General features: G+C 70.6%; 21 protein-coding genes. 9 read left to right on the plus strand and 12 right to left on the minus strand.

From position 1 onward, the window contains the following. Positions 1–105 precede the first annotated feature (105 nt). From ACWGIC_RS27120 to ACWGIC_RS27135, 4 genes are all read left to right on the plus strand, one after another. Positions 106–681, plus strand: coding sequence for a MerR family transcriptional regulator (locus ACWGIC_RS27120; RefSeq protein ID WP_452078740.1), 576 nt, complete (start codon positions 106–108; stop codon positions 679–681). A gap of 258 nt (positions 682–939) precedes the next feature. Further along, positions 940–1305, plus strand: coding sequence for a RidA family protein (locus ACWGIC_RS27125; protein WP_452078741.1), 366 nt, complete (start codon positions 940–942; stop codon positions 1303–1305). Positions 1306–1426: 121 nt separating this feature from the next. Further along, entirely contained in the window at positions 1427–2155 is a 729-nt protein-coding gene (locus ACWGIC_RS27130) for a DinB family protein (RefSeq protein ID WP_452078742.1), read from the plus strand. Continuing rightward, complete coding sequence (locus ACWGIC_RS27135) at positions 2152–2754, plus strand: hypothetical protein (RefSeq protein WP_452078743.1); 603 nt, start codon at positions 2152–2154, stop codon at positions 2752–2754. Before ACWGIC_RS27130 ends, ACWGIC_RS27135 begins: the two co-directional genes overlap by 4 nt. 48 nt (positions 2755–2802) lie before the next feature. On the opposite strand, the gene ACWGIC_RS27140 is transcribed toward ACWGIC_RS27135, so the two are convergent. Further along, positions 2803–3528, minus strand: coding sequence for a helix-turn-helix domain-containing protein (locus ACWGIC_RS27140; protein WP_452078744.1), 726 nt, complete (start codon positions 3526–3528; stop codon positions 2803–2805). 356 nt (positions 3529–3884) lie between these two features. Between ACWGIC_RS27140 and ACWGIC_RS27145 the strand changes: the two genes are divergently transcribed. Beyond that, complete coding sequence (locus ACWGIC_RS27145; RefSeq protein WP_452078745.1) at positions 3885–4709, plus strand: oxidoreductase; 825 nt, start codon at positions 3885–3887, stop codon at positions 4707–4709. A 32-nt stretch (positions 4710–4741) separates the two neighbouring features. Here ACWGIC_RS27145 and ACWGIC_RS27150 read toward each other — a convergent pair whose 3' ends face one another. Beyond that, a complete protein-coding gene (locus tag ACWGIC_RS27150; protein WP_452078746.1) occupies positions 4742–6508 on the minus strand; it encodes a P-loop NTPase fold protein in 1767 nt (588 codons plus the stop codon). Positions 6509–6697: 189 nt separating this feature from the next. On the opposite strand from ACWGIC_RS27150, the gene ACWGIC_RS27155 reads away from it, so the two are divergent. Next, on the plus strand, positions 6698–7144 hold the full coding sequence (locus ACWGIC_RS27155; RefSeq protein ID WP_452078747.1) for a hypothetical protein: 447 nt from the start codon (positions 6698–6700) through the stop codon (positions 7142–7144). A gap of 70 nt (positions 7145–7214) precedes the next feature. Here ACWGIC_RS27155 and pepE read toward each other — a convergent pair whose 3' ends face one another. Genes pepE through ACWGIC_RS27175 form a run of 4 tightly spaced genes read right to left on the minus strand, consistent with a single transcriptional unit; the run spans position 7215 to position 11555 of the window. Then, positions 7215–7949, minus strand: coding sequence for a dipeptidase PepE (gene pepE, locus ACWGIC_RS27160; protein ID WP_452078748.1), 735 nt, complete (start codon positions 7947–7949; stop codon positions 7215–7217). Between the two features lie 29 nt (positions 7950–7978). Then, on the minus strand, positions 7979–9268 hold the full coding sequence (locus ACWGIC_RS27165) for a M20/M25/M40 family metallo-hydrolase (protein WP_452078749.1): 1290 nt from the start codon (positions 9266–9268) through the stop codon (positions 7979–7981). Further along, on the minus strand, positions 9265–10605 hold the full coding sequence (locus ACWGIC_RS27170) for a cytosine permease (protein ID WP_452078750.1): 1341 nt from the start codon (positions 10603–10605) through the stop codon (positions 9265–9267). The genes ACWGIC_RS27165 and ACWGIC_RS27170 overlap by 4 nt, the downstream gene beginning before the upstream one ends. Then, positions 10602–11555, minus strand: coding sequence for a DUF1177 domain-containing protein (locus tag ACWGIC_RS27175; protein WP_452078751.1), 954 nt, complete (start codon positions 11553–11555; stop codon positions 10602–10604). The genes ACWGIC_RS27170 and ACWGIC_RS27175 overlap by 4 nt, the downstream gene beginning before the upstream one ends. A gap of 100 nt (positions 11556–11655) precedes the next feature. Here ACWGIC_RS27175 and ACWGIC_RS27180 point away from each other — a divergent pair, with 100 nt between their 5' ends. Beyond that, positions 11656–12450, plus strand: coding sequence for an IclR family transcriptional regulator (locus ACWGIC_RS27180; RefSeq protein WP_452078752.1), 795 nt, complete (start codon positions 11656–11658; stop codon positions 12448–12450). Between the two features lie 41 nt (positions 12451–12491). Here ACWGIC_RS27180 and ACWGIC_RS27185 read toward each other — a convergent pair whose 3' ends face one another. Next, positions 12492–13418 (minus strand): AraC family transcriptional regulator, encoded by a 927-nt coding sequence (locus tag ACWGIC_RS27185; protein WP_452078753.1) that lies wholly within the window; start codon positions 13416–13418, stop codon positions 12492–12494. A gap of 142 nt (positions 13419–13560) precedes the next feature. Between ACWGIC_RS27185 and ACWGIC_RS27190 the strand changes: the two genes are divergently transcribed. Next, positions 13561–14790 carry a cytochrome P450 gene (locus ACWGIC_RS27190; RefSeq protein WP_452078754.1) on the plus strand — a complete coding sequence of 410 codons (1230 nt, stop codon included), beginning with the start codon at positions 13561–13563 and terminating at the stop codon, positions 14788–14790. 1 nt (position 14791) lies between these two features. Further along, complete coding sequence (locus tag ACWGIC_RS27195; RefSeq protein WP_452078755.1) at positions 14792–15805, plus strand: 2Fe-2S iron-sulfur cluster-binding protein; 1014 nt, start codon at positions 14792–14794, stop codon at positions 15803–15805. Here the strand turns inward: ACWGIC_RS27195 and ACWGIC_RS27200 are convergent. From ACWGIC_RS27200 to ACWGIC_RS27220, 5 genes are all read right to left on the minus strand, one after another. Continuing rightward, positions 15786–17372: a PucR family transcriptional regulator gene (locus tag ACWGIC_RS27200; protein ID WP_452078756.1), complete on the minus strand. Its 1587-nt coding sequence runs from the start codon at positions 17370–17372 to the stop codon at positions 15786–15788. The genes ACWGIC_RS27195 and ACWGIC_RS27200 overlap by 20 nt on opposite strands. Positions 17373–17489: 117 nt before the next feature. Continuing rightward, positions 17490–18509, minus strand: a complete 1020-nt coding sequence (gene fgd, locus ACWGIC_RS27205) for a glucose-6-phosphate dehydrogenase (coenzyme-F420) (protein WP_452078757.1) — start codon at positions 18507–18509, stop codon at positions 17490–17492. Between the two features lie 97 nt (positions 18510–18606). After that, positions 18607–20196, minus strand: a complete 1590-nt coding sequence (locus ACWGIC_RS27210) for a helix-turn-helix domain-containing protein (RefSeq protein ID WP_452078758.1) — start codon at positions 20194–20196, stop codon at positions 18607–18609. Further along, on the minus strand, positions 20193–21509 hold the full coding sequence (locus tag ACWGIC_RS27215) for a hydantoinase/oxoprolinase N-terminal domain-containing protein (protein ID WP_452078759.1): 1317 nt from the start codon (positions 21507–21509) through the stop codon (positions 20193–20195). Before ACWGIC_RS27215 ends, ACWGIC_RS27210 begins: the two co-directional genes overlap by 4 nt. Continuing rightward, positions 21506–22576, minus strand: coding sequence for a DUF917 domain-containing protein (locus ACWGIC_RS27220; protein ID WP_452078760.1), 1071 nt, complete (start codon positions 22574–22576; stop codon positions 21506–21508). Before ACWGIC_RS27220 ends, ACWGIC_RS27215 begins: the two co-directional genes overlap by 4 nt. Position 22577 lies beyond the last annotated feature (1 nt).

The raw sequence follows: 22577 nt of genomic DNA on the forward strand, positions 1-22577 counted from the left end.
TCCCTCTCGTGCCCGGTCCCGTTACGGCAGGACTCAGGCAGTCTTGATAACTGTTTTCATCAAGAACCTTGCCGGGTGAAGTCGGCTTCAGGTCAAATGAGCGGCATGGACGACGTCACGCTCACCAGCGGCCAGGCCGCCGCGGTGTTCGACCTGCCCGTGTCCACGCTCCGGTGGTGGGAGAAGGAGGGGCTCGTCCAGCCGTTGGCGGGTCCCGGCGGTCGTCGCCGATACGGGCGGGACGAACTCCGCCGGATCGCTCTCGTCTGCCTCTTCCGGCAGGCCGGGATGATGTCGCTGGACGACGTCCGGAACGTATTCGCGGGCAAGACGCACGGTCACGACTGGCGCGACACGGTGCTCGCCCGGATCGACGGCATCGACCGCCAGCGCGCCCGGCTCGACAGCGCCCGCCGCTATCTCGCCCATCTGCTGATCTGCGAGCGCGACGATCCCACCCACTGCCACCTGATGGACCGGGATATCGCCGCGCACACTCCCTGGACAGCGGGGAGTGACAAAACCTCGGGTGACGGAACTGACGATGACCGGGAGTCCGTTGTCGAGCAGGCTGTCTGCGAGGTGTGCGGTGCAGCTGTCGCCAGGTCGGCCACTGGGCGACCGCGGCGGTACTGCTCGCACGCGTGCCGCCAGCGCGCGTACCGGCATCGCACCGGATAAGGAGGGCTGCCGCCGCCGGTTCGCGAAGTCGTGTGGTCGCACCGATTCCTGGCGGGTCGCGCTCGGCGACGGGCGGATGGCTGCCGGAATTCGGCCGCGGGCTGTGTTTCCCGCGAAGCGGCCCCGTTCAACCCGCTGCGCGGTTGAACATTTGGGCAGCGACCGCCGATCCGGAAAGCTCGCGCTCGCACCGGAGCGGCGCCAGCACGACCGACCGAGCAGGGACGCCGCTGTCCTTCCCGCCCGCCAGGAGGCTTGATGAGTCACGACGCGATCGCCCCGCCGCCCGCTCCCGCGTTCCGCCGCCAGGGCGATCTCCTGCTGTTGTCGGGCCAGGTCGGCGTCGACGAGAACTGGCGGCCGGTGGCCGGGACGTTCCGCGACGAGGCGCGCGCCGCCTTCGCGAACGTCCGCCGGGTGCTCGCCGAAGCCGGAGCCCGCCCGGAGCACGTCCTCAAGATCACCGGCTACCTCGCCGACCTCGCGGATTTCCCTGCCTACAACGAGGTCTGGACCGAGGAGTTCCCCGGCCTCCGTCCCGCCCGGACGACGATCGGCGCCCAGCTGCTCCCGCCCTTGCGCGTCGAACTCGACGTCGTCGCCTGGCTCGGCGACACCCCCTGAGCGGCGGACGCCCCAGGGCCGGGCTGGGCGCGAACGTCGCCTGTCTCGCAGCGGAACCGTCACTTCGCCGGTTGACAGCGAAGTCGCGCGCTGCGTGCGCGATTCCGCCTAGGCTGTCCGCATGCGACGCTTCAACGACGAAGACCTCACCGGCGCGGAGTTCCGCGAGTGCGACCTGAGCAGAACCCGGCTGGTCGGCGTAGTCATGCAGGACGCCGAGATCGACGGCCTGGTCACCAATCTCGTGGTCAACGGCGTCGACGTCATGCCGTACGTCGAGGCGGAACTCGACCGCCGCCACCCGGTGCGCCTGCTGATCCGCTCCGACGAACCGGCCGACCTGCGAGAGGCCTGGCGGCAGCTGCGGGACGACTGGACGACGACCGCCGAGCGCGTCCGGTCCATGCCGGAGAACAGCGAGCATCGGGGCGTCGACGGCGAGTGGTCGATGGTCCAAACCCTGCGGCACCTTGTCTTCGTGCACGACTCCTGGTTCCGGCGCTGCGTTCTCGGGATCACCGAGCCGTTCACCGCCATGGGACTGGGTCCGGACTTCGTCATGGACCAGGAGAACGGGCTCGGCCCGTCCGCCCGGGTGAGCCTCGAAGAGGTGCTCGCCGTGCACGACCGGCAGGCTTCGGAGATCGAGACGTGGCTGGCCGAGGTCACGCCTGATCAGCTCGCGCGGACCGCGCCGGTGCCCGACGACGACAGGTGGCCGCCCTACGCCAAGGGACGGACCGTGCGGAAATGCCTCGGCACCGTGCTCGACGAGGAGTGGGCGCACCACGGATTCTGCAAACGAGACCTGGACAAACTCTCGCAGCAGGAGGCGGCGGCGGGTTCGTGAGCGGGATCCCGCCGGGTGCCCGGAGCGGAGACCACTTAGGATCCCGTTCGGGCGGCCGGGACGAGGGCGCACGGCGTCCGGACGCGATGCCGCTGTGGGCCGGCCCGCGCGTTGTCCGGGCCGGTGCGCGAATTCCGTGCAACCGCACGATAGCCAGCTCCCCGCAAGCCCGGATCGTCCTTGCCGAACTCCGTCTCTATCCGGAAGGCTGGCTGATCGAGGTCGAAGCCGAGGCGCACACCGTCGGCGAATCTCCAGGCGACCTGATCGCAAGATGCACGGCGGAACCCCTCGACGGCCCGGCCGATTCGCTGCTGCGGTTCGGCGTCCGGTTTCGCGACTCCGGCGAGGCAGCCACCACCGACTATGTCCTCACCCCGGCAAGCGAACCGGAACCACCTGTCCTCCTGACACTCGGCGGGCCCGGTTATCACATCGACGGCATGAACATCCGCAGCGAAGAGAATCTATGGCTGTGGCCCGCTCCCCCGGCGGAAACTTTCGATTTCACTGTGGAGTGGCCAGCATTCGGCATTCCGCTCACCACGACAACAATCGACGGCGGGCGGTTTCGCGACTCCGCGACCGGAAGCCAATAGATCGGGAGAGCTGGGCGGCATTCGTCCGAACCGGCATCGCGTTCGGTCTCAATCCTGTTGTCGTAGCGAAGAGATCCTGTTCGACCGGACAGATGTCCCGAGGTCAGAACGCCTGCGTTGCGCGGCGGTGGTCATGTCCTCGGCGAGCAGGCGGTAGAACCGCGCCGCGCGGCGCAGCCGGGTGCCTACCGCCGTGCGGTCGCCGAGGAGATCCGCGCCGTGTTCGGCGGTGTCGGCCCATCTGGTGATCGACCGGGTGCTGGCCTCCCAGGCGCGGTACCAGACCTCGTCGTCGACCAGGTACCGCTCCCGGCGGGTCGACGGGTGGCGTTCGCGTTGGACGATCTCCAGCTTCTCCAGATACGCGATCGCTTTGGAGATCGAAGCCGGGCTGACCTCCAGCCGCTCCACGAGTTCGGCGGCGGTGACGGCCGCGGAGTCGGTGGTCAACAGGCAGGCGAGCACGCGCGCGGGCATGCTCGGCAGGCCGGTCTCGATCATCATCGCGGCGAAATCCGCGACGAAGGCGTCCGCCTGCCGCCGATCGGTTCGGTCCGGTTCCCGCGCTGCCGAGGAGCGGTGGGCTCGGTGCAGGGTGGCCTGGTGCGCGCCGTCCGGTTCGTAGCCGTCCGGGCCGCCGTTGCGCCCCACCTCGCGGCTGATCGTCGAGGTCGGCCGGGCCAGCCTGCGGGCGATCTCGGCGTAGCCGAGCCCGTCGGCAAGCCACGCCGCGATGCGCCTGCGGTCTTCGATGGTCAGCCGGGTGCCGGGCATCGGCCCTCCTGTCTTCTCGATCACAGCGTGCGCGACCGTCGCCGTCGTTGCAATGGTTTTTCCTGACGCGAGCAGCCCCGTGCCACTGGCCGGGTCATTGCAATGAAGCGTAGATGCGTTGGCAGCGAGGAATTATCTGGCTTGATCTCGTTGACCGCCGTGGAAAGCGGTCGTAGCTTTCGTGTCGTGGAAACCATAACCAGCCGGATGGTCTCGCGAGGACCGGGGCTCCGGGCAGGAAACCGGATACAGCTGCTGATCGCCAGCGCGCCGCACCCGCGCTGGGAACGCAATTTCGGCGACGATCCCGCCGCCTCTCTCAACTTGTCCGCGCCCGCGCCGCGAGGAGGTGCCCGATGAAGGTGTGTCTGGTCACCGGCGCGTCGTCCGGAATCGGTCTGGCGACCGCGCTCGAACTTCGCAACGCCGGTCACACGGTCTACGGCGCTGCGCGGCGCGTGCACCGGATGGAGCCGTTGCGCGCCGCTGGCGGGCACGTGCTGAAGATGGACGCCCGCGAACCCCAGGACCTCGATCGCGCGGTCGGCACTGTGCTGGCTGAACAGGGCCGGATCGACGTGCTGGTCAACAATGCGGGCACGGTCCTGCACGGCGCGGCCGAGGACGTGCCGCTGGACCTGGCGCGGGATCAGTTCGAGGTCAACCTGTTCGCGCCTGCCCGGCTCGTGCAGCTCGTGCTGCCCGCGATGCGCGAGCAGCGGTCGGGCACGATCGTCGCCATGTCCTCGATCGGCGGCGAGATCTCTTTGCCGCTGGGCGCTTGGTATTACGCCGCGAAGCACGCGCTCGAAGCGTATTCCGACACGCTGCGGATGGAGGTCGCTCCGTTCGGCATCGACGTCGTCATCGTCCAGCCTGGCATCATCCGCACCGAGTTCGAGGACCAGACCGCCGCGCAGCTTCGCGAATTCTCCGGGCACGGAGCCTACCGGGACATGGCCGAGGCGATGGCGAAGCGCGGGGAAACCGGGCTGGCCGACGGCTCCGATCCCAGCGTGGTGGCGCAGGCGGTCCGCACCGCGGTGGAAGCCGACCGTCCGGACACCCGCTACGCCGTCGGCTGGCAGGCCGAGACGCTGCTGAAGCTGAACCGGACGCTGCCCGACCGCGAGTTCGACGACCTTGTCACCCGGGGCCTCTCCTCCGGTCCCGGGCAGTGACCTGATCACCGGAGCCGGACTGCGCTGGAGCGCTAAAGGCTCGCGAGGAAGGAAAGCAGCACGGCAGCCGGTACCGGATAAACGCTGGGCCGGCGCACGGATTCGGCGACCGCCCGGTCTGACGTGACCACGATGACCGGACGCCCCTGCGGCTCGGCCCCGGCCACCCCGCTGATCGTGTCGCCGGTGGGCAATCCGGGTCCGGAGAAAAGCACCCGGACCCCGCGCGGCATGCCCGTAGGCACGGAAAACGCGACCTCGCCGTCGAAGACCGCCGTCAGCTCGGGCTCGAACCGCGCCACGAGCACGGCGAGCTGCTGCACCAGCTGGCTCAGCCGCTCGGCGGGCTCCAGCTCCGGGTACGCGGCCATGGCCACGTTGTCGCCGTCCACCACCATGTGCACCCACGGCAGGGCGAGCAGCCGCGCCAGGTCGGCCGGGCTTCGCGTCGCCTCCGCTTGTGTGTCGGTCGTGGCCAGCGGACGGCGCCTGAGGTGTTCCGCCAGCCGTTCGCTCTCCACGTCGATGCTGTCGAGCAGGGCCACGAAGTCCCGGTCGGCGGCCAGTTCCCGGTACTCCGCGGGCAGTTCGTTTTCCAGTCCCGCCAAGGCTTCCGCGGTGACCGACAGCTGCACGTCCTTCGCCGCGAACAGTTCCGCCCAGCGGTCCCGCGCCTGGTCGTCGCCGTGCTTCACGGCCGCGCGGTACTCGTGGTACGCCAGGAATTCGCGGATCGGATCGCGGTGCTTGGGATTGGCGAGCAGGCGGTAGAAATCCGGGTAGAAATGCTGGAGCATGATCACCTTCACCAGATTTCCCGCGCCGAGTTCGTCCCAGGACCGGCTGAGGTGGTACTCCAGCACGAAACTGTTGATCAGCCGCTTGATCCGCCGCGGATTGCGTCCGGTGCGCTCGATGACCATGTTCTTCGTCGACTCGTCGAAGAAGCCGCCGGTGTTCGAAAGCTCGAGATAGCCGTCGACGAGGCGCATCGCCTGTTCCGTCGACGGGACCGGGATCCGGTAGCTGATCTGGACGATTTTCTCCAGGTATTCGCCCGCGGACACCTGATCGCCGACGCCGGCGGATTCGCGCACCGCGTGCCACAGCGCGCTTTGATGGCAGGCGAGCACGAACACGATGCCGGGGACGTCGAGGTACAGCTTGATCGCCTCGCAGACCTCGATGACGCGCGCGCTGGCGCACCGGTCGAGATCGTCGACGAAAACCACCACCAGCCGCCGGCCGTCCGGGGTGCCGCTTTTGGCCATCCAGCCGCCGACCGCGTCCCGCAGCACCCCTTTGATCTGGTTGCGCGCCCGCGCGTCCAGCGACAGCCGCTGCCAGATCTCGTCCACCACCCGGCCCAGGCCGAAGAAGCTCGCCGCGACGAGCCCGGCGCCGCGCAGCACGCCGAACAGGTGCGCGCGCCGGGACATCGACCGCACCGTCCGCCGGATCAGGTTGCGGTCCAGGCGCAGCAGAACCGACTTGATCAGCCCTTCCAGTGCGTTCGTGGCTCCGGACGTCCACGCGTTGAACCACACGACGGACACGTCGGGCTCGCTGGACAGCTTGGCCTCCAGCTGGTGCAGGAGGCTGCTCTTGCCCATCCCCCACGCCGCGTCCACCGCCACCGTGAACGGCGCGGTGGCCCGGGACGCCGTGATGAGACCCGCGAGGCTGTTCGCCACGTCGGCGGCCTCCAGCAGGTCGTCCGCGGCGCCGTCGCCGACCGGGGCGTCGTTGAGCACGACGAAGCCCCGTTGCCGGGAGCGGTCGTCTGGGGTCGTGGTCATGGGCACCTTTTTAGCGGAGGCCGCGGCAGGCGGGGAGCGGACCCTTTAAGCCAGAACGCAAAAGGTGTACGGCAGGCCCGGGCCGGGGCAATACTCCCCACCAAGCGAAGCCGAGGAAAAAGGTCAGACAGTACTGGATACGGGAGGACAAAGGCTATGGTTCGCACTTTTTGGCGAAGACTGACGGCAGTGGCTGCGATTTCCGCACTCTCGTGCTTGCTGGCGGCGGCCCCTCCGGCGAGCGCGGCGCCGGCCGCGGGATGTCCGGGCAACACGCACGCGGTCTACAGCGGGCACAACCTGGGATGCGAGATGGACGGCCAGCACCACAGCGGCTGGGTGACCTGGAGCGGGACGAACGGACGGCAAACGCTCGCGGTGGTCGGTGTCGGTTATGTGACGTACTACGCCCCGTGCAATGGCTGTCAGTGGCTCCCGCTGGACCGCGGGCAAGCCAGTCCGAGCGGCGGCGGAATCTTCTTCTCCCTCGATTTCTGGGACACTCAGGGCGTGCCGCTGAACGGGCACTACTACGTTCTCGGCACAGACGGGCACACGCGGTGGTGCATCAATTTCGACAGCCAGCACGATTATCCTACGTCGGGCTGGTATTACGAGGGATGCCGCACGGATTGAAAAGGTGCGGGAAAAGGAAAGCGTTCGAGGCCGGGACCGGCCTCGAACGTCCTCGCCGTCAACCAGCCCTTCAGCCCCACACCGGTTCGCGCACCGGGGCGAGCAGCTCGCTGACATCGCCGGAAACGTCCTCGTCCGGTGTGCCGCGCCGGAACAGCCTGCCGGGCGCGCCGCCGCTCGTGGACACTCCGGCCAGTTCCGCCCAGTCGCCGCGCACCCGCAGCCACGTGCCCTCGCGGAGGCCGAGCACCGGAATGTCGTTGCACTCGTGGAATTCCGCGAGCCGTTTCGCCCGGGTCTCGCCCATGTGCGTGCTGCCCGGGTCGGGGTCGACGTAGTGCGGGTTGAGCTGGAACGGCACCAGGCCCAGCGAGGCGAGGCTGGGCGGCTCCACGATTGGCATGTCGTTGGTGGTGCGCACGGTGGGGCCGGCGATGTTGGTTCCCGCGCTCGCGCCGAGGTAGGGCATTCCGGCGGAAACCCGTTCCCGCAACGGTTCCAGCAGCTCGCGCCGGTACAGCTCGGCCAGCAGGCGGAAAGTGTTGCCGCCGCCGGTGTACACCGCCGGGGCCGAGCGCACGGCGGCGACTGGGTCGGCGGCGGTGTGCAGCCCGCGCACGCGCACCCCGAGCGGGGCCAGCGCGGTCGCGATGCGTTCGGTGTAGCCGTCGTGGTCGGCCAGTGCGAACGGGACGAACACCAGCTCGGTGCGCCCGTCCAGCACCTCGGCCACCGCGTCCAGGGCGTGTTCGAGGGGGCCGCGGCCGTGGTTGGTCGAATTGGACAGCAACAGCAAGTCAGTCACGCGTTTCTCCTTGGTTCGCCCGCCATTGTTCAGCAGGTCCGCAGCAGCCGTTGCAGGACCCGGACGGAGAACCGCAGCGATTCCAGCGGCACCCGTTCGTCCACGCCGTGGAACAGCCGGTTGTAGGGCAGTTCCGGCGGGACGCGCAGCGCTTTGAATCCGAAGCCGCGGATGCCGAGCGCGGACAATGCTTTGTTGTCGGTACCGCCAGCGTTGCAATACGGGGCGGGGTGCCCGTCCGGGTCCTCGGCGATGACGGCCGCGCACATCGCGTCCACCAGCGGGCCGTCGAAGCCGCTTTCCATCGCGATGTCGCGGTGGATGAACTCGCGGCGCACCGACGGCAGCAGCAGTTCGTCGATCGTGTCCAGCAGTTCCTGCTCGTATCCGGGAAGGAACCGGCCGTCGACCGCGGCGGTGGCCCGGCCGGGGATGACGTTGACCTGGTATCCGCCGGAGATCATGGTGGGGTTCGCGGAGTTGCGCAGGATCACGTTCACCAGCTCCCGCACCGGGTCCATCCGCGCCAGGCTTCCGTCCACATCGGACGGATCGAACGGGACGCCGAGCAGTTCCGCGGCGCGTTCCAGCAGCGCCCGCACCGGTTCGATCAGCCGGACCGGGAAGCGGTGGCGGCCGATCCGGGCGAGCGATTCGGCGAGGTCGGTGACCGCGTTCTCGTCGTTGGGCGAGGAACCGTGCCCGGCGCGGCCGGTAGCGACCAGCCGCAGCCACGCCTGCCCGCGCTGCGCGCATTCGATCGGGTACAGCCGGGAGCCGTTGCCGAGGTCGAACGACACGCCGCCGCCCTCGGTGATCGCCTCCCCCACGCCCTCGAACAGGTCGCGGCGGTGCTCGGCCAGCCAGTGCGAGCCGAACTTCCCGCCGCCCTCCTCGTCGGCGAGGAAGCCGAACACGACGTCCCGCGGCGGTTTCTCGCCGGTGCGGCCGAACTGCCGCGCCAGCGCGAGGATCGCCGCGTCGAAGTCCTTCATGTCGATCGCGCCGCGGCCCCAGAGCATGCCGTCGGCGATCTCCCCGGAGAACGGCGGGACGCTCCACTCGTCCGCGTCCGCCGGCACCACGTCCAGATGGCCGTGCAGCAGCAGCGCCGGCCGCGATGAGTCCACTCCGGGCACTCGGGCGAACACGCTGGCCCGGCCGGGCGCGCTTTCCACCAGCGTCGGTTCCAGCCCGGCTTCGGCGAGTTTCTCCGCGACGTACTCCGCGGCGGGCCGCTCGGTCGCGCCGGGATTGGACGTGTCGATGCGGATCAGGTCCCGGCAGAGGCCGACCACCTCGTCCTGCGCGCTGGTCACTGCGCCACCTCCTCGAGTTCGGCTGAGCCCACCGGGCGGATCAGCCCGGCCCGGCCCAGCACGGTGTACAGGATCGCGGCGGTGAGCAAGGAGTTCAGCGCGGGAATCCCCCAGTGCACGAACTTGCCGACGCAGAACGCCGCGGCCCACACCGCGAGCGTGGCGGGCACCCACACCGGCATCGTGGCAGGCACCCGCCCGGCGGCGCGACTCTCGCGCAGCGGCGTGGAAAGCCTGCGCACCAGGAAGTACTCGGCCACGATGATGCCGCCCACCGGCGGGATCGCGACGCCGAGGATCGACAGGAACGCGGTGAAGTGCTGCAGGAAGCCGACCGCGGACAGCACCGTCCCGGCGAGCCCGATCACCAGGGTGACGACGCCGCGGTGCAGCGGGCGGCCGAACACGGTCCGCACGAAGTTCACCACGCCCAGCGAGGAGCCGTAGAGGTTCCAGTCGTTGATCTTCGCGGTCGCCAGCACCACCACGATCAGCCCGACGAAGCCCGAAGTGGACAGCACGATGTGCGTGACGTCGGAACTGCCGACCAGGTGCCCGAGCAGCACGCCCGTCATGCCGACGATGTACTCGGACAGCACGATCGACGCCGAACTCTGCAGCAGGACGTGCCAGCCCTTGCGGTTGAACCGGGTCATGTCCGGGGCGACCACGGCTCCGGTCATGTAGCCGCCGGCGATGATCGTCGCGGCGGCCGGGATGGAGATCGCGGTCGCCGTCGGCGCGGCCGACATCAGCGCGCCCACCGAGTGGTCCGACAGCGTGGAGATCACGCTCCACGCCACGAGCCCGAAGAACAGCGGCACCGCGATCTTCGCCAGCCACATCATGTACTTGAAGCCGTAGATCACCAGCAGCGTCAGGACAATGCCGGACACCGCGCACCACAGCCACGGCGGGCCGCCCGCCAGTGCGTGCATGCTGTTGCCGAAAATGCCGTTCTGCACGCCGAACCAGCCCACCAGGCTGATCGCGATCACCAGGCTCACCAGTGCGGACCCGTTGCGGCCGAAGCCGGTGAACCGGGTCAGCATGGTCATGGTGAGCCCCTCGCGCTGGCCGGCCAGCCCGATCAGGAAGATCACCACCTCCAGGATCACCGCGCCGAGGGTGAACGCCCAGAACGCGTCGGAGAACCGCATCCCCACGCCGAGCGTCGCGCCGAGCACGAACTGGGACAGCGACCCGGACTGCGCGAGCCACTGCAGCAGCATCGAACCGAACCCGTAGCGGGCGTTCTCCGGGACGCGGCGCAGCGAGTAGTCGTCGTTGCCGATCCGTTTCCTGGTCCGCTTCGCGGTTTTCGTCGCGGTGCTCATCCGGCCACCTCCGTGCCCAGCGTCTGCAGGTGCGCCATCGAGCCGTAGCGGGCCTGCAGGGTGGCGAATTCCGCCTCGTCGTGGAACTTCAGCGCACCCGCGCCGAATTGCTTCGCGACCTCGACCGCGTAGCGCGCGGCGGCGGCGATGTCCGTCTCGTGGCTGGCGCCGGTCGCGCAGCCCGCGACAGTCGCCGCCGAGGTGATCGCCAGTCCGACCACCGGCGCGTCCGTCGCGGTCGCGGGCTGGAGGATCGAGTTCAAGTGGTAGACGCCGTTGCCGTAGGGCGTGATGTCCTGCGTGGTGATCGGGTAGGTCACCAGCGGCGCGCCGGTCACCGTCTCCAGCAGGTCGCCCAGTCCCTCCGAGACCCGCAGGATGTAGCCGCTGCGGACGGTCGGGGAAAGGGCGAGGCCGCGGTGGTTGATCACCCGGTTGCCCTTGGTGGTGTCGATCGACAGCACGGCGGCCATCTCGGCGGACAGCTCGTAGCTGTTCATCGTGGCGATGTCGACCGGCGAGTTCATGAACGGCACCGGGTCGTGCGCCAAGGTGGGCGCGTCCGGGCAGATGTGCGTCCCGATCAGCACGTCGCCGGGCAGCACGTCCCCGCGAGCACGCATGGACAGCAGCTTCGCGGCCGCGGCGAGCGCGGCGGCGGCACCGTCCCCGTCGGACACGAACCCGGTCACCTCCGGCCGGGCGCCGACCCCGCCGAGGCGGCCCACGACACCGAGGGTGGGCGCGTCGCCGCCCGCGGCGCGGCCGTGGCTGCCGGGCACCCGCACCCGGACGAAATCGGTCCGTCCGGAGCCTTCGCCGGTGACCGTGGCGACCTCCGCGCCGCTGCCGACGGCACCGGCGACCGCGTCGAGGTAGGCAACGGCCTCTTTCCCGGTCACCGCCGGGTCGTCGAGGATTTCGAGCAGTTCCAGGACGTGTTTGAGCATGTGGTTCCTCTGAAAAGTCAAGCCGCCGGGGTGGTCCGACCAGACTCGGCCCGGGCGCCCCGGCTTTACAAACATTTCCCGTTATTCGCACAATGGCTGGGTGCCCGAACGAGACGAGCGCGCCACCCCGCCCGGGCTGCCGCAGACCGCGGACCGCGCGCTGCAGGTGCTGCTCGCCTTCGACCGCGCGCGCCCGGAGTGGGGAGTCACCGCGGTGGCCCGCGAGTTCGGCCTGCACACCTCCATCGCCCAGCGGCTTCTGGCGGTGCTGGCGCATCGCGGGTTCCTCGTCCGCGACGACAGCACCCGGCGGTACCGGATCGGGCCGGCCGCGCTGCACCTCGGCCGGTTGTGGGACCGGGCCGGAGCGCTGGACCTGCTGGTGGTCCCGGTCCTGTCCGACCTCGCCGCCCAGACCGGGCACGCCGCCCTGCTGTCCCTTCCCGACGGTGCGCACACCCGGTGCGTGCTGGCCGCGGAGGGCGCGGACGGGCGGCTGCGCGGCTACTCGCTGGTCGGCGAGCTGTACCCGGCGCACGCGGGCGCGACCAGCAAGGCGTACTTCGCCTTCCTGCCCGAAAAGGAGCGCGACCGGCTGTTCGCCGACCGGCCGATGGCGCGGTTCACGCCGGACACCGTCACCGATCTCGCCGTCCTGCGCGAACAGCTGGCCGAGATCGCCGACCGGGGCTGGGCGTTCACCACCGGCGAGTACGACACCGGCGTGGCGACGCTCGCGGTACCAGTGTTCCTGCGCGGCGAACCGTACGGCAGCCTGTCCGTCGGCTGGTCCGCCGAGCGCTTCCAGCACGACCCGGAGCGGTGGGTGGATTTGCTGCGCCGCGGCGCGGAGCTGATCGAATTGCGGCTTTCCCGGCCCGTTCCGCGCCGCTGACCTCGGGCGGCGGGTACGAAACCGCAGCACCCGCGCCAAAGTCAGCGAGCTTGCGAGGGCGGGCAGCCGTAGCGCTGCCGAAAGGCCGCCGCGAACCGGCTCGCGCTGGAGAAATTCCACCGGGCGGCGATTTCGCTCACCGACAGTTCCGGATGCGCTTCGAGATCCGCGCGAGCGTGCTGCAGCCGGACCGCTACGAGATGCTCCGTCGGGGTGCAGCCGACCCACTGCCGGAAGCTTTCCTGCAGCCTGCGGACCGTGGTCCCGGCGACCTCCGCCATCTGCGCGGCGGTCCACGCCCGCGCGGGATCGTCGCGCACCGCGTCGACGACCCGGGCGATCGCTCGCGGCTTCGGGGGCGGGCCGTGTCCCGCGTCGGGGCAGCTGGCGAGGAGGAACCCGGCCGAGACCGCTCCGGCCAGCTGGTCGCGGACCAGCGGCTGGCCGGCGAACAACCGGCATTCGCGCATCTGCGAGGACAGACCGGCCACCAGATGCCGCCAGTCGCGGGCCGGGCCGTGCTCGAGGCGGAGCTGGTCGGGCAGCGCCCCGGCCGCCCGGACCGTGCCGAGGACCCGCTCGGCCTCCCGGTCCAGCCAGTCCCGGTCGAATTTGACGCCCAGCACGGTGCAGGTCGCGTCCCAGTGGCTGATCAGCGACGAGGTGTCGGCCCGGAAGACCGTCGCCTGTCCCGGCAGCGAGGTGACCGTGCCGTGCCGGCCCCGGCTTTCCAGATGGCCGGTCAGCGGCAGGTTGACCTCGTACGCGCTCGGGTAGTCGCACGCGACCTCCACGTCGGCTCCCCACCCGACGTACCCGATCAGCACCGGGCCGAGGTCCAGCGTCCGCAGGGTCAGCCGCGGCTCCCGTCCGCCCAGCGGCGTGAGCTGGTGCGGGAAGTAGGCGTCGGCCACCGACCTCGAGGCTCGCTCCCAGTCCCGGGGCGTCGCACCACGGCGTGCGGACATGACCGCATGCTAACCGATCCGCGGCGGCGCGCCCGATTCGTCGCGCGATCCGTACCGGATCCGCGCTTCGCGTGTCGCCGGCCCGTTCCGCCGGACCTACCTTCTCCCCGACCGGACGGAATCGGCGAAGGAGGCCGCGTCAATGACGACGATCGACACCAGCGCCCAGGATCTTTCCTGGATCGGCGAAATCACCATGGCCCAGCTCGAGCGGAACCCTTACGAGCCCTACGAACGGCTGCGCCGGGAGGCTCCGCTGGCGTACGTGCCGGTGCTCGGCTCGCACGTCGCCACGACCGCGGACATCTGCCGCGAAATCGCCACCAGCCCCGCCTTCGAGGCGGTCATCACGCCGGCCGGCGGGCGGACGTTCGGGCACCCGGCGATCATCGGGGTCAACGGCGACATCCACGCGGACCTGCGTTCGATGGTCGAACCCGCGCTCCAGCCGGTCGAGGTCGACCGCTGGATCGAGGATCTCGTCCGGCCCATCGCGCGCGGCTATCTCGAGAAGTTCGAGAACGACGGCCGGGCCGAACTCGTGTCCCAGTACTGCGAACCGGTCAGCGTCCGTTCCCTCGGCGACCTGCTGGGGCTGCAGAGCGTCAGCTCGGACAAGCTGCGCGAATGGTTCGCGAAACTGAGCCGTTCCTTCACCAACGCCGCGATGACCGAGGACGGCGAATTCGCCAACCCCGAAGGCTTCGTCCAAGGCGACGAAGCCAAGGCCGAAATCCAGGCGACGGTCGACCCGTTGATCGACAAGTGGATCGCTGAACCGGCCGACACCGCGATCTCGCACTGGCTGCACGACGGCATGCCGCCCGGCAAGACGCGCGACCGCGAGTACATCTACCCGACGATCTACGTGTATCTGCTCGGCGCGATGCAGGAACCGGGCCACGGCATGGCTTCGACGCTGGCCGGCTTGTTCAGCGAACCCGGCCAGCTCGAAGAAGTCGTCGACGACCCGGCGCTCATCCACCGCGCGATCTCCGAGGGCATGCGCTGGACCTCGCCGATCTGGTCGGCTACCGCGCGCGTCTCGACCGAGCCGGTCACCGTCGCCGGGGTCGACCTGCCCGCCGGAACGCCGGTGATCCTGTCCTATGGCTCGGCGAACCACGACACCGGCGTCTACGAGGCACCGACCCGCTACGACCTGCACCGCCCGCCGCTGCCGCACCTGGCTTTCGGCGCGGGCAACCACGCGTGCGCGGGCATCTACTTCGCCAATCACGTCATGCGCATCGCACTGGAGGAATTGTTCGAGTCGATCCCCAACCTCGAACGCGACACCGGCTCGGACGTCGAGTTCTGGGGCTGGGGATTCCGCGGACCGACGTCGCTGCGCGTCGCCTGGGAGGCCTGACATGGCGTTCACCGCGACCGTCGGCGGACGGGAGGTGCGGTGCGAGGAAGACCAGCCGGTGCTCGACGCCTTCCTCCGCGCCGGCGTCTGGATGCCGAACTCCTGCAACCAAGGCACCTGCGGCACCTGCAAGCTGCGGGTGGTCAGCGGCGACGTCGATCACCGAGACTCGCCGTCCGACACCTTGACCGGAGACGAACGGGCGGCCGGGTTCGCGCTGGCCTGCCAGGCTCGGCTGCGCTCGGACATCGTCGTCGAGAGCACCGGCAGCGCCGCCGTCCGGGACACCTATCCGCTGCGCGATTTCACTGCCACCGTCAGGGAAATCGAGGACATTGCCCGCGACACCCGCAGGCTTCGGCTCGCGCTCCCCGAACCGTTGGCCTTCCACGCTGGACAGTACGTCGAGCTGACCGTGCCGGGCACCGCCGTCCGACGGCAGTATTCCCTGGCCAACACCGCTGAAGAGGACAAAGTCCTGGAGTTGCACGTGCGCCGGGTGCCCGGCGGGGCGGCGACCGAGAAGTGGATCTTCGCCGGTCTCGCGGCCGGGGATCAGGTCCAGGTCACCGGACCGCTCGGCGACTTCTTCCTGCCCCCGGCGGAAGAAGACGACGGCGCGCCGATGGTGCTCATCGGCGGCGGGACCGGCCTCGCGCCGCTGCTCGGGCTCGCCCGCACCGCGCTCGCTCGCGATCCGGAGCGGAAAGTACTGCTGTACCACGGCGTTCGCAATGCGGCTGATCTCTACGACCTTGATTTGCTGGCGGAGCTTTCCGACGGTTGTCCGGGATTCGCGTTCGTGCCGGTGCTTTCTGATGAGCCCGAAGGTGCGTCGTATCGCACCGGTTTTCCGACCGACCGGTTCCTCGACGACGTGTCCAGCGCACGCGGCTGGTCGGGATGGCTCTGCGGTCCGCCGCCGATGGTCGAGGCCGGGGTGAAAGCGTTCAAGCGGCGGCGGATGGCGCCGCGGATGATTCACCGGGAGAAGTTCACTCCTGCCGGGGCTTGAACCGGTTCGGCGAAACGAGAAGACGGGTCTGCAGTTCGATCGCGAATCGCTGGACCGGATCGGCGAGATCGACCCCGCACAAGGCTTCGATGCGCTGCAGCCGGTACCGGAAAGTGTTGCGGTGTATGCGAAGTTCGGCTGCGGCCCGGGTGGCGTCGCCGCCCGCGTCGAACCAGCATCGAAGTGTGTGCAGGTATTCGGCACCGCGCGTGGACTCGTCGCGGCGCAGCACGTCCAGTGCGCCGCCGAGCAGGCCGGGGTGTTCGGCGGCCAAACCCGCCAGCTCGGCGAGCAGGACCTGCGGGCGCAGCTCCTCCAGCTGGGCAGTGCCCGGTTCGGCCCGCGCGGCGAGCACCCCCGTCGCGTGTCTGAGCGGCCCGAGTTCGGCGCGGATCTCCCGTCCGGCGGCACAAGAACGGCTGACACACGCCACTAGCGGCACGCCGGTGACCGACGAGGCGCGCCGTCGCAAGCGCTCGACGAAGCTGGCGGGGCCGGAACCGGGAATTTCGGGGAACAGCACGAACATGAGACTGCCCAGCACTGCCGTGGCCGTACTTGGGTGGAGCATCCGTGCGCAGCGCGCCATGGCTCCTTCGTGGTCGGAAGTGACCGTGTCGGCGTGCGCACCGAGGGCGGCGAGGCACCATTTCCGGTGCCTGCCGAGCCGACCGGTCACTGCTTCCCACGATCCCGTGCCTGCCAGCAGTCCCCGCAGCAGTTCGGCGCGGACGGCGTCTTCGTCGTCCCGTCCGGCGGGTTCGCCGATGAACCAGGCAGCCGCGGCCGTCGACACTTCGCTCAGCACCTGCGGCACGGACCCGGGCGTCTCCGGGCCGGGCGCGCAGAGGACATATCCGCCGACTGCCTGGCCAGCCTGGATCGGTGCGGCCCATCGCGGACCTGCGCCCGGCAGGTCGAGGCGATCGACGCTGCGCAGGCGAGCGAGTCTCGCTCGGATCTTTTCCGGGACTCGCCGGGTGAGAGCCATTTCGCTGGTGAGCGAGTCGGGGGTTTCCCCGCAGCCGAAAGCGAGAACACGGAACGCGGAGTCAGTGACCACCACCGCACCGTCCAGCGCGAGAGCCGCGCTTTCGACGAGATCGTAGAGACCGCCTGCGGTCGGCGTGGCTCCGCGCGCGCCGAACCGGGTGCCGGACAGCAAGGAGCGCACCAGTGTCCGGATCTCCGCCCAGCCGATCCGCTCCTCCGCCGCGAGCACCGGCACCCCGGATTCGGCGGCGGCAGCAGGGATGTCGAGTTCCGCCGGCAGACCGCTTTCTCGCACCACGAGCGCTGCGGCGCCCGCGCGACCGGCGGCCGTGAGCACGTGCACGAGTTCGTCAGCGGTCAGGCGGGGCCGCGTCACCAGCACCAGCTGATTCCGCTCCGGCGGCCGGACGGGGTCCCACGGAGCCGCGCCGGCCACCAGCCGGTCGAGGCCCGAAGCCGGTGCCGCCACGCTGAACCAGCCGCGCCGGGCGCTGACGAGGAGCGTCAGCCGGATCGCCCCGTCCGGCTCCCGCACCGGGAAACCGGTCTCCGGCCAGGCCTCGGCTGCCGTCATCGGATCGCTCCTTCCGCCTGCGCCACGTCGCGTAGGGGGAAGGCTAGGCAGCGCCCCGACCGCCGTCAGTGGGCGCACAGCCCTGCGAAGACCGCCCGGCAGGGCTGTGCGCCCTCCTCAACCCAGCTTCCGCAACCGGGGCAGGAGGTCTCGCCGGGCCAGTTCCAGGAAGCGGGCCTGATCTTCGCCGGGCGCGTGCAGCACCAGGTCGGTGAAGCCGGCGTCGACGTACGGGCGGATCCGCTCGACCACCTCGTCGGGGTCGGCGGAGACGATCCACCGGGAAGCGACCTGCGACACCGGGAGCGCGTCGGCGGCGCGCTCCATGTCGAGAGGGTCGGAGATACCGTGTTTCTGTTCAGCGGTCAGGGACAGCGGCGCCCAGAACCTGGTGTTCGCGACGGCGGTCTCGGCGTCGGTTTCGTAGGACAGCTTGATCTCGATCGAGCGCGTGACGGCCGCGGGCTCGCGGCCAGCCTGCTCGGCACCGGCGTCCACGGCGGGCTGCAGCTTCTCCGTGTACAGCTCCATGCCCTTGCCGCTGGTGCAGATGAGGCCGTCCGCCGTCCGGCCTGCGTACTTCGCCACCACCGGGCCGCCCGCGGCGAGGTAGACGGGCACCGGCTGCGGCGGCCGGTCGTAGACGGTCGCGTTCTCCGTGCGGTAGTACTCCCCGTCGAAGCTCACCCGTTCCTCTGTCCACAAGCGACGGATGAGGTCGACCGCCTCCCGCAGACGGGCGAACCGTTCCTTGAAGCCGGGCCACTCGAGCCGGGAGACCGCCACCTCGTTGAGCGCTTCGCCGGTGCCGAGACCAAGCACGATCCGGCCGGGGCAGAGCGCGCCGAGGGTGCCGAAAGCCTGTGCCACCACGGCCGGGTGGTAGCGGAAGGTCGCGGTCAGCACGCTGGTGCCGAGCCGGATCCGTTCGGTGCGCTCCCCCGCCGCGGCGAGCAGGGCGATCGAGAACGGCGCGTGCCCGTGCCGATGCCGCCAGGGCTGGTAATGGTCGCTGACCATGACGGAGTCGAAGCCTCGCTGTTCGGCGAGAACAGCCAGTTCGATCAGGCGGCGCGGCCCGAACTGCTCGGCCGAAGCCTTGTAGCCGACGGTGATTCCGGCGGAGTTGGTGTCCATTCCGGACAGTCAACCGGCCGGGCGGGGCCGGGTCATCGGGCACGGCGGCCGAACGACGGAGCCTTGTGTTGTGGTGCGTGCTGTGTGATGCGTGCGGTCAGCCGGGTTCGTCCCAGTCGACGTCGGCGGCCCGCGTCGCCAGATGCACGGCCAGCCGGTCGTCCGGATCGCCGAGGTCCGCGGGCAGGATTTCGGCGATCCGCTCCATGCGCTGCATCACGGTGTTGCGGTGGACGCCGAGGACGGCTCCGGCGGCCTTCGCCGAGAACTGGGCGTCGAGGTAGCTCCGCAGCGTGCGGACCAGGACACCGGACGGGTCCGCCTCGATCAGCGGAGCGAGCAGGTCCGCCGCGGCACCCCGCAACGGCGCGGAGCCGTACCAGCCCGCGAGCAGCCTCCGGGTGCTGCCCGCGTCGACGTGTTCGACGACCGCCCGGCGGTGCGATGTGCGGGCGAGCAGAGCCGCGCGACGGGCTTGCTCGGCGGAGCGGCCGATGCCCGCCGCGCCGACGTGCGCGCGGCCCACTCCCGCGCACAGCCGCAAACCGGGATGCTCCGCTTCGACGGCGGCGAGCGTGCTGGCGACGCGCTCGATCAGCGGACCAGGGTCCGCCGCTTCGGCTTGCGCGTCGGTGGTCGACCAGAACAGCCATCCTTCGCCGCGTTCGACAAGCCTCGCGGTGACGCCGTGCTCTTCCAGCTGAGCCTCCAATTCCGTGCCCAGAACGGAGGTCCGGAGGGCGGCGGGGACGGCCGGCGCCTCCACCTGCACCGCTGTGTGGCAGCCGGCGAGACGCCAGCCGAGCGCGGTAGCCCGCTCGACCGTATGACGTCCCGGTTCTTCGGGCTGTTCGAGGATTTCGTTGAGCAGCAGCGAACGGCGGCGGTGTTCCCGTTCGGCGCGAACGGCTTCCCCCGCCACGTGCACCGCGAAGGACAGCGCCGCGATCGCGATCGCCCGCCGGACCGGTTCGAGCAGCACTCCCGCCGCGAAACGGGGCCGCCGCACGACGATCCAGTAGACCGCGGGCCCGGTCGCGTCGACCTGGACCGGTTGCAGCATCAGGTCGCCGTCGAGGCCGACGGTCAGGGCGGCCGGTCGCGGATCGGCCAGTCGCGCCGGGTCGGCCTGCCTGCCGAGCAGCTCGTGCACCGCCGGATCACCGGCCACGAAACGGGATTCGGCGTCGACGAGCGCGACTGGTTCGCCGAGCGTCGCCCTCAGCTGCGCGGTGAGCGCGCCGGCGTCCGACGGCGGGCGCTGGAAGCGACGGGAGGCGTCGCCGAGCACGCGCAGGCCCGCGATCTCGGGCGCGCGCACGTAAGGATCGAACGCGGTGACGACCCTCGTGGGGGTGAGGTCCTCGACGCCGACGAGCGGCAGCGCCAGCCGGTCGGCGAGCCGGCGGGTGGCGAACGGGACCCGCCGGGGCGGGCGGGCCGCGACGATCCCGGACAGCCCCGCGCTCGCGGCCAGCCGGATCGCGAGATCCGCCGCGAGATCGTCGAGGACGAGCTGTTCCCGGCCGAACACCACGACGCTGCGCGGGGCGAGTTCGGAGATCTCGGGCACGGCCGAGCCCGGGACGACCGTCGCGACGGGTCTTTTCAGCCCGGCTTCGCCCGCCAGCACCTCGTAGTGTTCGAGCAGGCCCAGGTCCAGCAGCTGGGCGAGGGTGACCGTCATGGCGCCCCCGGTTCCAGGATCGGTCCCACCGCGGTCGCCCGCAGGCGCGCGGCCGGCACCGGAACGTACGTCATCAGCGCCTCCTTCACCGGGGTTTCCCGGAGGGTGCGGGGATCAGCTCCGGCCCGCACCGCGGCGTCCCGGGCCAGCTGCCGGGCGCGAGCCGCCGGCTCTTCCCTTCCTCCGGAGCCCTGCCAGAAGATCCGGTCGACCGAGCCCGCCGCTTCGGCGGTGGCGGCCCCCATGGCGGCCGCGAGGTCTCCGTCCTGCGGCCGCAGCACGGAAACTCCGGGCGGATCCGGAATCGCGGCGGACTGATCGCCGACGAGCACGACCGGGAGGTCACCGTGCCCGTACCGCGCGCGGGCGACCGCTGCGGCGAAAGACTTTTCGCGGTCCACCGCGATCAGCCGCGGGAGACGCGAGCCGATCCGGATACCGCCGAATTCCCGGTATGCGCCCGATTCGCGAAGCAAACCGCCGTAGGTCGTCCCGACGACAGTGCGGCTGCCGGTCATTTCCGCCACCACGGCCGCAGGCACTCCGGCCAGCCGCGCGGCACCGTGCGTCAACGCCGCCCGGGCCGCCCCGAGACATGCCGTGGTGTGGCGCTGCGCCTCGAGTTCGGGCAGCACTGTCCCGTCGCCGCGGACCAGGTACAGCTCGGCGGCGGGATTGTGCTTCCGGACTGCGGCGCCCAGTTCGTCGATTCGGGCGCGGGCGAACCCGGCCAAAGCCGCGTCGAGCAAAGCGGTGTTCTCCCGCTCCAGCAGCCCGATCGCCTCTGTCTCGCCGCCTCTGCGCACCAGCACGTCCGGCCCGAGCACATCGGCGAGCAGGGCCGCGGCCCGCTGTTCGTGGTCGGAGTTCTCCAGCCCGTGGACCCCGGTGATCGCGACCGCGCGGACGTTTTCGGCGCAGTGCCGGGCAAATTCGGCCACTGCGGCGAGGTCGAGGGGCGCGGACGCCGTGCCGTCGTATTCGTGCCCGCCCCGCACCATCGCGACCGGTCCCGCAAGCGCGCCGGACATCCGCACCGGCCAGCCCGCGAGCGGCGGAAGCGCGGTCGCCCCGCCGATGCGCAGGACGCCGACCCGGGACCCGCCGCGCACCTCGGCGGGCACGGGCTCCGGCAGGATCGCCACCACCCGGTCGATCGCCGCGCCGTCAACCTCCGAGACGAGTGCGTCGAGCAGTCCCGACGGCGAGTCGCCCCGGGGAATTCCTCGACTGGACGCCACGATTCGGCTCGCCTCGTCCAGAGCCACGGCGCGCGCGGAGACCGCATCAATGCCCACCCGCACGCGGCTCATCGGACACCAGCCCCAGGCGAACCGTCGAACCGCACCGCGTCGACGGCGTAACCGAACGCGCGCGGCCCGGCCGCCGCGTGTCCTTCCGGGGTGTGCCACCGCTCGTCGACCGGGCTGGCGAGCACGTGCACTTCCTGCCCGGCCGCGAGATCGACCGTCTGCGTCAGCGCGCCGGTGTCCGCGTCCGCGACCCCGATCAGGTCCGGGACCGTGGCCAGCACCGTGCCTTCCCGGCTGACGATCAGGTTCTCGTTCTGGAAATCGATCCGCACGAACCCCTCGGGCGTCTCCAGGGAAACCACGCCGCGCGGCCAGCCGTCGGAGGAATGCTGCAGGACTTCGGCGACTGTTCCGGTGCACACCAGGCGACCGCCGCAGGCACGCAGGTATGGCTCGTACCCGTGCCGGGAGACGTCGGCGAGCGCCGCGCCGATCCTGGCGCACTCGCTGATCGAACCGACCGTGCCGAGCCTCGCGCAGTCCCCGGCGGTCACCCGGTACGCGCTGATCAGCGCCACGAGCCCCAGCGGCGGCAGCACGGCCCGGACCAGCTCGCCGAGCACGGCGCCGGAGCCTTGGCTGAACTCGGCGACGACCCCGGAGCCGCCGACGACGGTGATCGGCGAAACGGAAAACCCGGCCAGCCGCAGCAGGGTCAGGTCGATCGAGGGCAGCGTGCGGCGCATCAGGTCGAGGTCGAGGCACGGCAGCCCGAGTTCGGCCGCGACGACGAGCGGTATGGCCGCGTTGACGCTCCCGAGCTGGATCGGGAGGACCGCCGCGCACTCCCGTCCGGCGCGGGCCTCCACTGCCGCCCGCAGCGTCTCCGCCTCGACTCCGCTGTGCGCCTTCTCGACCAGGGTGTGCGGGGTCCCGCCGGACACCACCGGGAGCACGAGAGCGTCCGGGGCGAGGTCGTCCGCCGTCACGAGCGGGATCGGCCCGTGCCGCCGGACGGCCGCGATCAGGAGCTGCTGGGCGAGATACGGGTCTCCGCCGCCTCCGCTCCCGAAGTGCACGGCACCGCGCACCACGTCGTCGATCACGGATTCGGCGACGTGCTTCATG

This window comes from Amycolatopsis sp. NPDC054798 (assembly GCF_053611505.1).